General features: G+C 63.1%; 13 protein-coding genes. 7 read left to right on the top strand and 6 right to left on the bottom strand.

The genetic code is table 11. The features are described 5' to 3' along the window. Positions 1-526 precede the first annotated feature (526 nt). Together AC56QQ_RS35440 and AC56QQ_RS35435 are read left to right on the top strand one after the other, a co-directional pair. Positions 527-853, top strand: coding sequence for a hypothetical protein (locus AC56QQ_RS35440; RefSeq protein WP_497129389.1), 327 nt, complete (start codon positions 527-529; stop codon positions 851-853). Between the two features lie 16 nt (positions 854-869). Beyond that, a complete protein-coding gene (locus AC56QQ_RS35435; protein ID WP_497129663.1) occupies positions 870-1,307 on the top strand; it encodes an ABC transporter permease subunit in 438 nt (145 codons plus the stop codon). Between the two features lie 43 nt (positions 1,308-1,350). On the opposite strand, the gene AC56QQ_RS35430 is transcribed toward AC56QQ_RS35435, so the two are convergent. Then, complete coding sequence (locus tag AC56QQ_RS35430) at positions 1,351-2,367, bottom strand: aldo/keto reductase (protein ID WP_497129387.1); 1,017 nt, start codon at positions 2,365-2,367, stop codon at positions 1,351-1,353. Between the two features lie 160 nt (positions 2,368-2,527). Between AC56QQ_RS35430 and AC56QQ_RS35425 the strand changes: the two genes are divergently transcribed. The 4 genes from AC56QQ_RS35425 to AC56QQ_RS35410 are packed head-to-tail and all read left to right on the top strand — an operon-like array spanning position 2,528 to position 6,497. Continuing rightward, positions 2,528-3,673: an acyl-CoA dehydrogenase family protein gene (locus AC56QQ_RS35425; RefSeq protein WP_497129385.1), complete on the top strand. Its 1,146-nt coding sequence runs from the start codon at positions 2,528-2,530 to the stop codon at positions 3,671-3,673. Beyond that, positions 3,670-4,452 (top strand): 3-ketoacyl-ACP reductase, encoded by a 783-nt coding sequence (locus AC56QQ_RS35420; RefSeq protein ID WP_497129383.1) that lies wholly within the window; start codon positions 3,670-3,672, stop codon positions 4,450-4,452. The genes AC56QQ_RS35425 and AC56QQ_RS35420 overlap by 4 nt, the downstream gene beginning before the upstream one ends. Positions 4,453-4,479: 27 nt before the next feature. Next, the gene (locus AC56QQ_RS35415) at positions 4,480-5,628 is read left to right on the top strand and encodes a dihydrodipicolinate synthase family protein (protein WP_497129381.1); all 1,149 of its coding nucleotides are present in this window, start codon (positions 4,480-4,482) and stop codon (positions 5,626-5,628) included. An 8-nt stretch (positions 5,629-5,636) separates the two neighbouring features. After that, positions 5,637-6,497: a sugar phosphate isomerase/epimerase family protein gene (locus AC56QQ_RS35410; RefSeq protein ID WP_497129379.1), complete on the top strand. Its 861-nt coding sequence runs from the start codon at positions 5,637-5,639 to the stop codon at positions 6,495-6,497. 116 nt (positions 6,498-6,613) lie between these two features. Here AC56QQ_RS35410 and AC56QQ_RS35405 read toward each other — a convergent pair whose 3' ends face one another. Next, complete coding sequence (locus AC56QQ_RS35405) at positions 6,614-7,384, bottom strand: enoyl-CoA hydratase/isomerase family protein (RefSeq protein WP_497129377.1); 771 nt, start codon at positions 7,382-7,384, stop codon at positions 6,614-6,616. Then, positions 7,381-8,952 carry an acyl CoA:acetate/3-ketoacid CoA transferase gene (locus AC56QQ_RS35400; protein WP_497129375.1) on the bottom strand — a complete coding sequence of 524 codons (1,572 nt, stop codon included), beginning with the start codon at positions 8,950-8,952 and terminating at the stop codon, positions 7,381-7,383. Before AC56QQ_RS35400 ends, AC56QQ_RS35405 begins: the two co-directional genes overlap by 4 nt. Positions 8,953-9,066: 114 nt before the next feature. Between AC56QQ_RS35400 and AC56QQ_RS35395 the strand changes: the two genes are divergently transcribed. Continuing rightward, positions 9,067-9,888 (top strand): aldo/keto reductase, encoded by an 822-nt coding sequence (locus AC56QQ_RS35395; RefSeq protein ID WP_497129373.1) that lies wholly within the window; start codon positions 9,067-9,069, stop codon positions 9,886-9,888. A gap of 45 nt (positions 9,889-9,933) precedes the next feature. On the opposite strand, the gene AC56QQ_RS35390 is transcribed toward AC56QQ_RS35395, so the two are convergent. The 3 genes from AC56QQ_RS35390 to AC56QQ_RS35380 form a co-directional block, all read right to left on the bottom strand. Beyond that, entirely contained in the window at positions 9,934-11,538 is a 1,605-nt protein-coding gene (locus tag AC56QQ_RS35390; RefSeq protein ID WP_497129371.1) for a GMC family oxidoreductase, read from the bottom strand. Then, on the bottom strand, positions 11,538-13,034 hold the full coding sequence (locus AC56QQ_RS35385; protein ID WP_497129369.1) for an aldehyde dehydrogenase family protein: 1,497 nt from the start codon (positions 13,032-13,034) through the stop codon (positions 11,538-11,540). Before AC56QQ_RS35385 ends, AC56QQ_RS35390 begins: the two co-directional genes overlap by 1 nt. A gap of 66 nt (positions 13,035-13,100) precedes the next feature. Continuing rightward, entirely contained in the window at positions 13,101-14,132 is a 1,032-nt protein-coding gene (locus AC56QQ_RS35380; protein WP_497129367.1) for a zinc-dependent alcohol dehydrogenase, read from the bottom strand. Positions 14,133-14,136: the final 4 nt, after the last annotated feature.

Raw genomic sequence — 14,136 nt, 5'->3', positions numbered from 1 at the left:
GTCGCAGGTTGGTCGGGCGCGATATCCTGTCCGAGATGTGGGCAATGTGCATCGCCGAGCAGCACTGACTGTCGACTACCGATGTCTCTCCATCCTGACACAAATGCGCAAACCGTCGTGTTACCCTCTGATGGTTTACGTCACTGGCCTGATCATCATCACAGCAAATGGGAGAGTTTGCCGTCTAGGATCAACCGCCGCGCCTTGCTCGTCCACTCCGGCAGCGCAGTCGTCGCATCGACAGTTACGGCACCGACGCTCGGCACAAGCCTTGGTATTCCCCGTTGCTATCTAGCTCGCATGTGTGATGAGGGCCTGCCTTCAGGCCAGCGACCGGGGGATGAGTGCCAGCTTCAAGCGCAGCGTCGTGCGCAAGGGTTCGTGGAAGTCCACGTGCCATAATAATGTTCCTTCATTCTGTGGAGGGATTGATCGGCCGGACCCGCAGCGGGCAAACTCGCTTTAACCAGGATGCGAGGTCGATGTTTGGGGTGTAAGGTCGGAGCCCTCCTGGGGGAGGATATGTATGCGAACCGCCGTTGCCTTGGCCCTACTGGCATCCGTAAGTACAGCTCACGCTGACGAGATTACGCAGCTCGAAACGAAAATCGGCGGTTGTTTAAGAATCCCGGTTGACGTCGAAGGCCCATCACTCAAAGTGGTTTTCGAGATCACTCTGGACAAAACCTCGAGAGCCCAGAAGGTAGACGTGGTTGAATACGGGCCACAATCCGACGCGGCGGCAAAAGCAGCAACCAGCCTGGCCGTGCAACTCAAGAACAGGTGCTGGCCGATCGGGGTGAAGAAGAAGAGCCCGATCCGGGTGACCTTCGCGATAGACCTGCCGTCATAACCCTTCCAGCCTTGGCATCCGTATCAATCCGTTCGAAGCCGGCTGCGCGATCCTGACGCTCTGCACCAGCGCCCTGGTCGCCAATGTCGCGCGTGCCGGCATCGATGCGGTCGATCAACCCATGCGTCGCTCCGCCCGCTCGCTCGGCATGAACTACTGGCAGGACATGCGCTACATCGTCTGGCCAATTGGGCTAAGGGCCGTCCTGCCCTCCTGGGTAGGGGTGGCGCTCGGCGTCATGAAGGACAGCGCGCTAGTCTCCGCGCTCAAGTATTTCGGAGCGCTTCACGTTCTGAAAGGAATCGACCTCACGGTCAGCAAGGGCGAGGTGCTGAGCATCATCGGCGCTTCCGGATCGGGCAAGTCGGTCATTTCCGCGAATGCCTCGATGACCGCCGCCGCTATATCTTTCGAAGGCATTTCGAAATGCTCGCCGATCTCCACGTCTTCATAGCTCAACCCGAAGCCAGTGAACGATTTCCCCTGAGCGTCTACGCTCATGCCGGGACTGGAGCGTCCTCTCGCAACAGTCCCTTCTTCTTCAGGTCCTGCCAGAAATCGCCAGGGATGGGGTAGCTGAACCAGGACAGATTCTGCTCGAGCTGTTGGACGGTGCGGGTGCCGGCGCAGAAGGAGGGGATGGCTGGGTGCGCCACCACGAACTGCAGGGCGGCGGCCGGCAGCGGCACGCCGTGCGCACGGCAGACCTCCTCGATCTTCGCGACTTTCGCCATGATGGTTTCTGGTGCGGGTGAATAATTGTACTTGGCGCCCGGAACGGCACCCGTGGCCAGGATGCCGGAGTTGAATCCTCCGCCGACGAGTACGGCCGCGCCGCGTTCGACGCAAAGCGGGAGAAAGGCGTCCAAGGCCTCCTGTTCCAGCAGCGTATATCGGCCCGCCAACAGGAAGCAGTCGAAATCGCGCTGTTTAAGCGCCTCGTAGCAGACCTCCCATTCGTTCACACCGACGCCGATCGCCTTCACCGCACCTTCCGAGCGCAGCTTTTCCAGAGCTTTCCAGCAGCCATCCATCGCCTGCCGGAAGACCTCTGGCTGCTCGTCGCCTCGGGTGAAACGGTCGATGTCGTGGATGAAAAGCATGTCGATATGTTCGAGTGCCAGACGCTGCAGCGAATCCTCCAACGAGCGCATGGTGCCATCGTAGGAGTAGTCGAATTCCATCGTGTTCGGCGCGGCGTTCGACCACGGCGCGAAATCGATATGCGAGCGCTTGCCGGCCTTCAACAGGCGGCCCACCTTGCTGGCGAGAACGAACTCGTCACGTTTCTTCCATCGCAGCGAATGCCCGGTTCGCAGCTCTGAAAGGCCGTGCCCGTACATGGGGGCAGTATCGTAGAAGCGAACCCCTGCGTCCCATGCGGTCTGGATCATCGTGTCCGCAGTGCGCTCATCTATCGGCTGAAGGAAATTGCCGATCGGCGCTGTCCCGAAGGCGAAGGCCGTGACGTTGAGACCGGATCGGCCGAATACGCGCTTGTCAGACGGCTTCATGATATCCTCCCTTAAGTAACCATCTGGTTATTTGTATTCAAGTTCGCGCGGCGCCGCAAGCTCTTGTAACGACAACGCATCGCGATCCGAAGTCCGCCGCTTGACGCAGGCGACGATTCCGGCATAGTAGTAACTAGATAGTTACATACGGAGGTCGGCGGTGCCGCTGAACGAAACGCAGCTGCAGGTGCGCGAAATGGCGCGCCAGTTTGCAGAAGATGTCATTCGTCCGGTTGCCGAGGCGCTCGACCGGGACGAGCGCTTCCCTGGCGAGATTTATGAGCAGATGGGGGAGCTCGGTCTGTTCGGCATCGGTGTTCCGGAGCATATGGGCGGCCCAGGCTTCGACACGCTTACCTATGCGCTGGTGATGGAAGAGCTGTCGCGCGGATACGCATCCGTCGCCGATCAGTGCGGCCTCGTCGAGCTGATCAGCACGCTGCTCGTTCAGCATGGCACGGAGGCACAGCGGCAGCAGTGGCTGGGGCCGGCGATGCGCGCCGAAAAGAGGGCCGCCTACTGCATTACCGAGCCAGAAGCCGGCACAGATGTTTCCGGGATTCGTACCACCGCCAAGCGCGACGGGAATGGATGGCGGCTGAACGGAGGCAAGATCTGGATCCACAACGCGCCGGTTGCCGACGTCGGATTTGTCCTGGCGCGTACCGACAAGGAGGCAGGCCATCGCGGCATGTCGATTTTCATCGTCGACCTGCACTCCAAGGGAATAGAGCGCGGGCCGAAGGAACATAAGATGGGTCAGCGCGCCAGCCAGGTTGGCGCGCTCAATTTCGATGACGTCGTTCTGGGTCCTGAAGCACTGTTGGGTGAAGAGGGCCGCGGTTTCCACATGATGATGAGCGTGTTGGACAAGGGGCGTGTTGGCATCGCCTCACTGGCCGTCGGCATTGCGCAGGCGGGGCTCGAGGCGGCGGTCGACTATGCCCGGCAGCGACGTCAGTTCGGCAAGGCGATTGCCGACTTCCAGGGCGTACAGTGGCTGCTTGCCGACATGGCGAAGGACATTGAGGCGGCCCGCCTGCTCGTGCGCAGCGCCGCCGAGAAGATCGATGCAGGGGAAAATGCAACCAAGGCCTGCTCGATCGCCAAATGCTTTGCGGGAGACATAGCGGTGGCGCGCACGGCCGATGCCGTGCAGGTCTTTGGCGGCTCCGGTTACATACGCGGCTTCGAGGTGGAGCGCCTCTATCGGGACGCCAAGATCACGCAGATCTATGAAGGCACCAACCAGATCCAGCGCATGATCATCGCTCGCGAGCTTCTCAAGCATGGAGCCCGGGCGTGACAATCCCATCGCGTCATGCGGCTTTCGTCACAGGATCGAGCCGCGGCATCGGGCTGGCGGCTGCATTGGAGCTTGCCCGGCGTGGATTCGGCGTGGCGCTCAACGGTCCGGCCGACGACGAGGAGTTGAAATCCGCCGAAGCCGCGGTCGCGGCGCTCGGCGTTCCGGTCGCGCGCGTTGCGGGCGACGTCGCCGATCTGAGCGCCCACGAAAGCATGCTTGACGCCGCCGAGGCCGCCATCGGTCCGCTGTCGACACTGATCAACAATGCCGGCGTGTCGGTCATCTCGCGTGGCGATCCGCTCGATGTGACGGAGGAGAGCTATGACCGCTGTCAGGCGATCAACACGAAGGCGCAGTTCTTCCTCTCGCAGTGTTGGGCCAGGCGGCTGGTCGCCCGCAAGCGCGATGACGGCCGCTTCTACAGCCTGATCAACGTCTCTTCCTCCAATGCCACGGCGGTGGCTGAGCCGCGCGCCGAATACTGCGTGTCGAAGGCCGGATCCGCGATGGTCAGCCAGGTCTTCGCGGTTCGCCTTGGCCGCGAGAACATCGCCGTCTACGACATCCGGCCTGGTCTGATCGAGACGGCCATGACCAAGGCCGTCAGCGAGACCTACCGGCGCCGCATCGACGAAGAGGGGCTGACATTGATCCGGCGTCTCGGAAAGCCGGAAGATGTCGGTCGCGTCATGGCGACGCTTGCCACAGGTGAGCTGCCATACACGACCGGCCATGTCATTGCCGTCGACGCGGGCATGTTGGTGCCGCGGTTCTGACCGCGGGGCAGGGCCAGGGAGAACGCCATGATCATCCAGTTGCCGGACAGCACGGGCAAATTTTCCGATTATCGGCTTCAGGGCAAGGCAATTCCCGCCGCGCGACTGTCCTCCGACGCGCCACGCACCGTGCTGTCGGCGGCCCATGTCGTGGCGGATCCTTTAAGCGCCAGCGATCCCGGCAGCCCTGCCGCCATCGACTGGAAGGCAACGATGGCATTCAGGCGCCACCTCGACGGGCTCGGCCTCGGGATTGCCGAAGCAATGGACACCGCGCAGCGTGGCATGGGTCTCGACTGGCCTTCGGCTTTGGAGCTCATCCGCCGGACCCGGAAAGAACTGCCGGACGCGCTCGTCTTCAACGGCGCCGGCACCGATCAGCTCGGACCGGCCGAGGCACGCTCGCTCGATGATGTCCGCCGCGCCTATTTCGAACAGATCGAGGCCATCCAGAAGGCCGGTGGCAGGTTGATCGTCATGGCCAGCCGCGCGCTGGCGGCCGTGGCGCGTTCGCCGGACGACTATGTCTCGGTCTATGGCGACGTGCTTGTACGCTGCGACCGTCCGGTGATCCTGCACTGGCTGGGGGAGATGTTCGATCCGGCCCTCAAGGGCTATTGGGGAGCCGACCGCTTCGAGGACGCGCTCGAGACGGTGTTGGCAATCATCGGGGATAACACCGCCAAGATCGACGGCATCAAGATTTCGCTTCTCGACAAGGGAAAGGAAGTGGCGATGCGCCGCCGTCTGCCCGCCGGCGTGAAGATGTATACCGGCGACGACTTCAACTACCCGGAGCTGATCGCCGGAGACGAGCAGGGCTTCTCGCATGCCCTTCTCGGCATCTTCGACCCGCTGGCGCCGGCCGCCGCCTACGCCATCGACCGGTTCGGCCGGGGGGATATCCAAGGGTTCCACGCCACGCTGGATCCAACCGTGCCGCTCGCGCGACTGATATTCCGCGCGCCCACGCAATACTACAAGACGGGCGTCGTCTTCCTTGCCTGGCTGAACGGGTTCCAGGATCATTTCATCATGCTCGGTGGCGCTCAGTCGATGCGGCCGCTGCCCTATTTCGTGGATGTGTTCAAGCTGGCCGACGGATGCGGTCTTCTTGGAGATCCCGAACTCGCGGCGGGGCGCATGCGCAAGCTGCTTGCCCTCTATGGCCTGTGATCGGCATTATGCGCGATTTTAGGAAGGACCATTCCGCGCTGGCGCTGAACACGGCGACGCTAGGCCACAATCTCGACGGGTACGGCGCGGGCCGGTCGATCGAGCGTGTGCTCGATGCCTGCGCTGAACGCGACCTGCGCGGCATTGTCTTCTGGCGTCGCGAGATCGATAGCCGCGCCGTCGAAATAGGTGAGCGGGTTCGCGCGGCCGGCCTGAATGTGGTCGGCCTATGCCGCGCCCCTTATCTCACCGGCCCCTTGGCGCTGCCCGGCCGCCAGGCAATCATGGACGATTTCCGTGCCGCAATCGATATGGCGGCTGGCCTCGGCGCGCCTGTCCTGACCATCGTCGCCGGTGGAGTGGAGCCGGGAACGAAAGGCGTCGGCGAAAGCCTCAAGCTGGTCGCGGATCGTGTCGCCGAGGCGGCGCCTTATGCGGCTGCCGGAAACGTTCGCCTGGCTCTTGAGCCGCTGCATCCGGTCTACGGCGGCGACCGGTCCTGCCTGGTGACGATCCGCGACGCGGTCGATCTTTGCGTTGCAATCGACGCGCCCAATGTGGGCGTCGCGGTCGACGTGTACCACGTCTGGTGGGACCGCTCGCTGGCCGACGAATTGCTGCGGGCCGGGCCGAAGCGCATTTTCGGCTATCACCTTTGCGACTGGTTGGCGCAGACACACGACGTGCTGCTCGACCGCGGCATGATGGGAGACGGCGTGGCGGACCTGAAGGCAATCCGCGCGGCGGTGGAAGCGGCCGGCTATGACGGGCCGTGCGAGGTGGAGGTGTTCTCGGCGCAAAACTGGTGGAAGCGTAATCCAGAGGAGGTTCTGGACGCTTGTGTGGAGCGTTTCCGCTCCGTTTGTTGAAGACGGAGGCTGGACAGTGGACGCAGCCCTGCGAGAGCCCCCGGGTGAGGGGGCTGTTGCGTGGTCAGCCACCTCCTGAGAAACGGCCTTCTGCGGCCTTCAGATCGGTCCCAAGATTAGTCTTTCGGCCGGCGGCTCTTCTCCCGGAAGGCCGCCAGACCCTGTCGAAGATCATCGCTGCCGGCTGCAATACGCCCGGCAAACGCATCCAAAACACGCTCACGCTCCTCGCCTTCAGCAGCGTTGATGAGCATCTTGGCAAGCTCTGTGGCTGTAGCCGACCTGGCTGCGACGATCGCGGCAAGATCCTCAGCCGCGGCCAGGCCGCGCCCCTTGTCGACGACCTTGTCGACAAGCGACAGCCTCAACGCCTCGTCGGCGGAATAGACCTCGCCGAAGATCGACATACGCCGGATAAGCTGCGAGCCGAAACGACGGACCGTGCGCTGGGTGCCTGACCAGCCGGGTATGATCCCAAGGCTGGTTTCAGGCAGGCCGATGCGGGAGTGGCTCTCGGCGATCCGATAGTCGGCGCAGGCCGCAAGCTCCAGACCCCCGCCGAGGCAATGGCCGTTGAGGACGGCAATGACCGGTTGCGAGAGCCTGGCGAGAGCGTCGAAGCCTGCGTGGCCGTCGCGTATCCAGTGCCGCGCGAACTCCGCTGGGCCGAGCGCGCTCCAGGCGGAGACGTCGCCGCCGGCGCAGAAGGATTTCTCGCCCTCGCCGATCAGGATCAGCACCTTCGCCGCGGAGCGCTCCACCGTCCTGCAAAGCGGGACCAGCGCATCGACCATCGTGGCATCGAGTGCGTTCAGCTTTTCAGACCTGCGGATGGTCAACCGCGCAATCGGCCCGTCAAAGCTCAGATCAAGACGTGGGTCGCTCACAGCCGCAGGCCTATTGGTTTGTCCTGGAATAGCGCCTCGTCCATCACCTTCAATTGCGGCGAGACCGAAAGCGGTGATGTCGCCTGCTGCAGGACATCGCGCTCAAGGTCGAGGCCGGGCGCTATTTCGGTGACGACCAGGCCTTCGGCCGCAAGGCGGATGACGCACCTTTCAGTCACATAGGTGACATCCTGGCCCTGGCTGACGGCGCGCTGCCCCGAGAAGCTGACCTGATCCACTTTCGGCACGATCTTGGCGACCTTGCCTTCCTTGTCGATGACCAGCTTTCCGTCCTCCAGCCGCATCTTCGCGCCGGCATTGAAATTGCCTGAGAACACGATCTTCCGCGCCCGCGAGGTGATATCCACGAAGCCGCCGGCGCCAGCGGTCCGGTGCGGCGTCGAGGAAAGCCGCGAGACATTCACCGACCCGTCCGCGCCGATCTCAAGAAACGAAAGCAAGGAACAGTCAAAGCCTCCGGCCTGGAAATATGTGAACAGGTGGGGGGAGGCGACGAAGGCCTCGGCGTTGGAGGCGCAGCCGAACTTGAAATCGAGCAGCGGCACGCCGCCGACCGGCCCCTGTTCGATCACCCAGGTGACGGCGCCGTGCAGGCCCTCCTCGATCAGGATGCGCGGCACGTTGGCGGAGATGCCGAAGCCGATGTTGACGGCCCATCCGGCACGAAGCTCCTGGGCGACGCGGCGCGCGATGACCTTGGAGACATTGTATTCCGGCGTACGGAATGTGTGCAGCGGCCGAAATAGCTCGCCCGATATGGCTGGATCGTAGGCGGTCGCGGTGGTCTGCAACTGATCCGGCGCCTCGACTATGAAATCCACCAGGATACCGGGCACCTGCACATCATGCGGCCGCAAAGTGCCTTGGGCCGCGACGCGTTTGACCTGCGCAATGACGATGCCGCCGCAGTTGCGCGCCGCAAGCGCCATCTCCATGGCGCCGAGCGTCGCACCCTCTTGCTCGAAGGTGAGGTTTCCTTTCTCGTCCGCTGTGGTCGCCCGGATGATCGCCACATCCGGCCTGAGGGCGGGGAAGTGCAGCCATGTCTCGCCGTTGAACTCGACGCGCCGCACGATCGGCTCCTTCCGCGCCGTCGCGTTCATGGCTCCGCCCTCGAGCATCGGATCGACGAATGTGTCCATGCCGACCTTGGTCAACACCCCCGGGCGCTGCGCCGCGCCCTCGCGCAGCATGTCGAACACGATGCCGGAGGGGAAGTTCCAGGCCGCCAGATCCTCGGCAAGGATACGCTGCCAGATCAGCGGCGGCTCGGCGTTGGTCGGTCCTGAGGGGTATGAGCCGCCGATGATGCGGCTGATCAAGCCTGGCAGGGCGATGTGGTCGACGCCCTTGGTGCCGAACATGTCGCCGGCGGCAATCGGATGGATGGTGGTGATACTGCGCGGCGCCCCTTCGGCCGCGAAGCGTTTGCCGAGAGCTTCAAGCACGGCGTCCGGGCAAAGCAGGCCGGACGACGAATTGACCGCTACCACCGCTCCGTCGCCTATCGCGGCGACAGCTTCCGCTGCGGACCTGACCTTGCTCACGCTTCCTCTCCATAAGGCTTGGCAATAAGTAACTAGATAGTTATAACCGTGGTATAGCCGCCTGCGGCTTTCAAGGCAAGCTCTACGCCGCCGGCAACCAGTGGGAGGATTTCGATGAACATCATGTTCCAGAAGACGAACCAGCGGATGTTTGGGACTTTCCCCCTTAAAGGGGATCCGCTCCGCGCCGCGATCGCGGCGGCCATCGATGCAGGTTACCGCGCCTTCGACACGGCCCAGGCTTATGGCAACGAGGCCGACACAGGCGAGGCCTTGGCAGAGAGCGGTATACCCCGTGCCGAGCTCTGCGTTACGACAAAGGTTACCGTGGAGAATTTCTCGCCGGAGCGGTTCATACCATCCGTCGAACAGTCGTTGCGGGATCTGAAGCTGGATCGTGTCGATATCCTTCTGCTTCACTGGCCGACGCCAGGAGGCGATATCAGGCTCTCGCTGGAGCTCCTTCAGGAGGCGCATGAACGGGGTTTTGCCGCCAACATCGGAATGTCGAACTATACAGCCGCAATGATGAGGCAGGCCCGGGAGATCATCGGGACCCCGCTGGTGACGAACCAGGTTGAATTCCATCCGCTTCTTGACCAGCGCAAGCTGCTGGAGGCCGCTGCCGAGACCGGCGTCCCGCTCTCGTCCTACTGCTCGGTCGCGCGCGGCGAGGTCTTCAAGCATCCGCTTTTCGCCGAGATTGGTTCGGCCTACGGCAAGTCGGCCGCCCAGGTCGTGCTGCGGTGGATCCTGCAGAAGGGTTTGCCGATCAACACCATGTCCACGAAGCCCGACAACATCCGCTCGAATTTCGACGTGATGGACTTCACCTTGTCGAGCGTAGACATGACCCGCATTGACGCCATGAATGCCGTCGGTCACCGCGTGGTTGGCAAGCGGCTCATCCCCTATGCACCGGATTTCGACGCATGACAGCGAGAACCACCGGTCGGCCAACAAAGTGGTGATGGCCGACCGTCAGCGGTTGCCCCGGATGAGGTCTGACGCGTGCTCGCCGATCATGATGGTCGCCGCATTGGTGTTTGAGCCGACCAGCGACGGCATTGCCGAGCTGTCGCAGATGCGAATGCCGTCCAGCCCATGCACCCGCAATTGCGGGTCCACCACCGACATCGCATCCTTCCCCATCTTGCAGGTGCAAGTCGGGTGGTAGGAGGTGCGGCCATAGCGACGTGCGTAAGCTTCGTAGTCTGATTGCGAGCGCACGCTTGTGTCGGGGAAACGGAGCTCCTTGATGAATTTGCGCAGCGATGGCTGATTGAATATCTCCCGGCTGATCTTGATGCCTTCGACCGATACTCTCAGATCGTCGGGGTCTGCGAGGAAATTTGGGTCAACGACTGCGTTGTCACGCGGATCGGCCGAGCGCAGCGTCACGGTTCCACGCGATTTCGGACGTAGCGTGTAACTGTTCAGCGTGATCCCGGACGACCCTTTCGGGACCGACGGCACGCCCGCCTCCGCACCGGCTCCCGCCAGGAAGTGGAATTGCAGATCGGGAACAGACCACGCGCCGTTTGCGGAAGAATGCCAGAAGGCGCCGCCCTCGACCACGTTTGATGTTATCGGTCCGGTCTTGAACAGCGTGTATTGGATGCCGGCCCACAGCATCCAATGCAGCTTGTTGTACCTGTCGAGCGAATCGTGGCCCGTTAGCTCGGCCACGATGTCGATGCCGAAATGATCTTGAAGGTTCTGCCCCACACCCGGAAGATCCTGGATCGCTTCTATGCCGTGGCGACGGAGGTCGTCGGCAGGGCCGATGCCGGACAGCATCATCAGCTTCGGCGTGCCGATTGCACCCGAAGTCACCAGCACCTCGCTGCCAGCGTTGACGACGTGCCGCGAACTGCCAATCGAGTATTCGACGCCGACCGCGCGTCTGCCTTCGAAGACGACGCGATGAACCAGAGCCCCAGTGATCAGCACGAGATTTGGGCGGCTCAGGGCAGGCTTGAGGTAGCCAACGGCAGCCGAGCAGCGGCGGTTGTTGCGGGTTGTGGTCTGGTAAATTCCGGCGCCTTCCTGCTTCGCGCCGTTGAAGTCCGGATTGTACGGCAGCCCGTATTCCTGACAGCTTTGGACAAAGGCGCGCGAAACCACGTTCGGATCGGGTATGTTTGATACGCCGAGCGGGCCATCGGTGCCATGCAGGTTGCCCGAGAGGATACTGTTGCCCTCGGAACGCAGGAAGTACTTCTGGACGTCCTTGAACGCCCAGCCATCCGCGCCTTCCTCGTTGGCCCACCGGTCGTAGTCGGACTCATGGCCGCGCGTGTAGACCTCCGCATTGATGGAAGAGCCGCCGCCCAGCACCTTTGCCTGCGCATAGAGGATCTCACGATTGTCGGCGTGCTTCTGCGGGGCAGTAACCAGCCCCCAGGTGAGGGGCCCCGTGGTCATCTTGGCGAACCCGACCGGCATATGGATATAGGGATGGCTGTCCTTGCCACCGGCCTCGATGATGCAGACCCTGACAGCCGGATTCTCGGACAGCCGCGCGGCAAGCACGCAGCCCGACGAGCCGGCGCCGACGATCACATAGTCGAATCCTTTCGCCATTATTTGACCCAGTGCGAACGCTTGCCGATTTCGATGTGGACGGACTTCACCTGAGTGTATTCTTCCACGCCGTACATTCCCGCTTCTCTTCCCCAGCCGGACTGCTTGAACCCGCCAAGCGGCATCTCCGGTCCTCCGGCCATGATCGTGTTCACCCAGAATCGCCCGGCGCGCACCCGTCGTGTCACCACCAGCGCCTTGTCTATGTTCTTTGTCCACACGCTGGCAGCCAGGCCGTACACTGTGTCGTTGGCAAGGCTGATCGCTTCCTCGACGGAGTCAAAGTGGAAGGATGACAAGACAGGCCCGAAGATTTCGTCGCGCGCGATCGACATTGCGGGCGTGACGCCAGAAAACAGCGTCGGAACAATGTACTGGCCGCCGCCAAGGTCCAGGGCTTCACCGCCGGTGACCAGGGTCGCCCCCTCCGCCTTGCCCTTGTCGATATAGCCCAGGATGGTTGAATTCTGCGCATCCGTCGTGATGGCGCCGACCTGCGTCTTCGGCTGGAGCGGATCGCCAACGACAATCTTGGCCATCTTGGCGGCAAGGATTTCCTCGAACTCCCGAGCGACCGAGCGCTCGACAATGACGCGGCTGGACGACACGCAGCATTGTCCTGTGTTGAAGCTGATGCCGAAAGCCGCGCCATCTGCCGCGTCTTCGAGATCGCTGTCGGCGAAAACGATAATCGGGTTCTTGCCGCCGAGCTCCAGGCCGAGCTTCTTGAAGTTTGAATCGGCCGCGGCGTGCACGCAAGAGCGGCCCACGGATGTCGATCCCGTGAAGGATAGCATGTCGACATCCGGATGCTCGGTCAAAGCCTGGCCGATCGTCCGACCCGATCCGGTGACGACGTTATAGACGCCGTTCGGCGCGCCGGCTTCGGAAAGGATCTCGCCGAGCAGCAGCGTGGTCGCGGACGTGACCTCCGAAGGCTTGACGACAACGGTGCATCCGCTGGCGAGGATGAAGGGAATGCGTTCGCACAGGATCAGGAACGGGAAATTCCACGGCGTGATGAGCCCGACCACGCCGATCGGTTCGCGCAGGACCATGCCGAAAAGGCCATCGCCGAGACTGTTGAAGCTGTCGCCGTGCAATAGCCTTGCGGCGCCCGCACCGACCTCGAAGCAGGCAATGCAGTGATCGATCTCGCCGCGGGCCTGGGAGATCGGCTTGCCGTTCTCGAGGACTTCCCAATAGGCGATTTCATCACGGCGGCGGCGCAGGATATCGGCCGCCCTCAGCAGCACGCCGGCGCGGTCGGCCCCTGGCAGTCCGGCCCACCGGCGATCCTCGAAGGCGCGGCGCGCTGCGGCGACGGCAGCGTTGAGGTCGTCGACCGTGCATTTGGGCGTAAGCGTCACCGGCACGTCGTGGCCGGGCGACCGGCGCTCGAACATGGCGCCGCCCTTGCGCCAGGATCCGTCCGACCAGAACCCGAATTCGCGTGGTGCATCCGGCAGGGTTGCGCGGTCAGTGAAATCGAGCATGGGATGCCTCCGTTCTGGCGGTGCGCCGGCCCTTCGCGATCCCTTGCAAGCGGGTCGCGCCGGCTCTCAGTTCAATACGATTTGCGTCTTGAGATCCTGGGGTCGCTCCGCCAGGGTCTCGAAAGCGCGCTGGATGTCATCGAGCGGGAAGGTCGCGCGTGTGAACGCCTCGGTCCGAAAGCGACCGTGCGACAACAGTGTCAGCGCATCGTGCATGTCTTCCCCCATGCCGGCGACGGAGCCCTTGAGGCTGTTCTCCTCGAGGATGGTGCGCAGGATATCGACCGACACCGCGTCCCTCGGCCCGGTGAGGCCGAAGAAGGCGACGTGACCGCCCTTGCGGATGAGGTCGAACGCGAGCGCGTAAAGTCGCGCCGAGCCGACGCTCTCGATCACGAGATCCGCACCGCGTCCGCCGGTCTTTTCCAGGACGGCCGACTTCAACTCCGCAGGGTCGGTGATGGCCGCGTCCGCGCCGGCCTCGAGAGCCAGCCGGCAGCGGTCTTCCGACAAGTCGGCGACGATGATCGGCGCTGCGCCGCAAAGGCGCATCATCTGGACATGCAGGTTGCCGACCGGTCCGGCGCCGAGGATGACGACCGACTGGCCGAAGGCCGTTCGCGCCTTGCGCGCGGCGCGCACAACGCAGGAGACGGGCTCCGTAAGAGCGAGAACTTCAGCCGGCACATGATCCGGAGCCTGTATGACGAGCCGCGCCGGCATGCACACATATTCCGCAAAGGCGCCGTCGCGTCCGATGCCCACCTGCGTCATGGATGGGCAGTTCAGTATCTCATTGCGGCGGCACCAGTAGCACCCGCCGCAGCCGATGTTGATGTCCGCGACGCAGGTCATCCCGACCTTGATGTGCGTCACGTGCTTGCCCGTCGCGGCGACGGTTCCCGCAAACTCATGGCCCGGCACCAGTGGCAGTCGATCGGCGGCATAATGGCCATTGAAAATGTGGATGTCCGTGCCGCATATGCCGGTCCGCAGGACGCGGATCAGGGCGTCGTCGGGACCCACCTGCGGGACGGCGACCTCCTGCAACTCGAAACGTCGAGGAGCGGTCAGAACGGCGGCGCGCATCGTTGCCATGGCG

The sequence above is a fragment of the Mesorhizobium sp. RCAM 05099 genome (assembly GCF_059683685.1).
The sequence above is the reverse complement of the archived record's forward strand: the minus strand, read 5'-3'. Positions and strand labels throughout refer to the sequence as shown.

Excerpts from the sequence above, each read along its gene's own strand:
- AC56QQ_RS35430 (WP_497129387.1), bottom strand. The coding sequence starts at position 2,367 with ATGAAGCCGTCTGACAAGCGCGTATTCGGCCGATCCGGTCTCAACGTC.
- AC56QQ_RS35395 (WP_497129373.1), top strand. The coding sequence starts at position 9,067 with ATGAACATCATGTTCCAGAAGACGAACCAGCGGATGTTTGGGACTTTC.
- AC56QQ_RS35385 (WP_497129369.1), bottom strand. The coding sequence starts at position 13,034 with ATGCTCGATTTCACTGACCGCGCAACCCTGCCGGATGCACCACGCGAA.
- AC56QQ_RS35390 (WP_497129371.1), bottom strand. The coding sequence starts at position 11,538 with ATGGCGAAAGGATTCGACTATGTGATCGTCGGCGCCGGCTCGTCGGGC.
- AC56QQ_RS35380 (WP_497129367.1), bottom strand. The coding sequence starts at position 14,132 with ATGGCAACGATGCGCGCCGCCGTTCTGACCGCTCCTCGACGTTTCGAG.
- AC56QQ_RS35440 (WP_497129389.1), top strand. The coding sequence starts at position 527 with ATGCGAACCGCCGTTGCCTTGGCCCTACTGGCATCCGTAAGTACAGCT.
- AC56QQ_RS35415 (WP_497129381.1), top strand. The coding sequence starts at position 4,480 with ATGATCATCCAGTTGCCGGACAGCACGGGCAAATTTTCCGATTATCGG.
- AC56QQ_RS35410 (WP_497129379.1), top strand. The coding sequence starts at position 5,637 with ATGCGCGATTTTAGGAAGGACCATTCCGCGCTGGCGCTGAACACGGCG.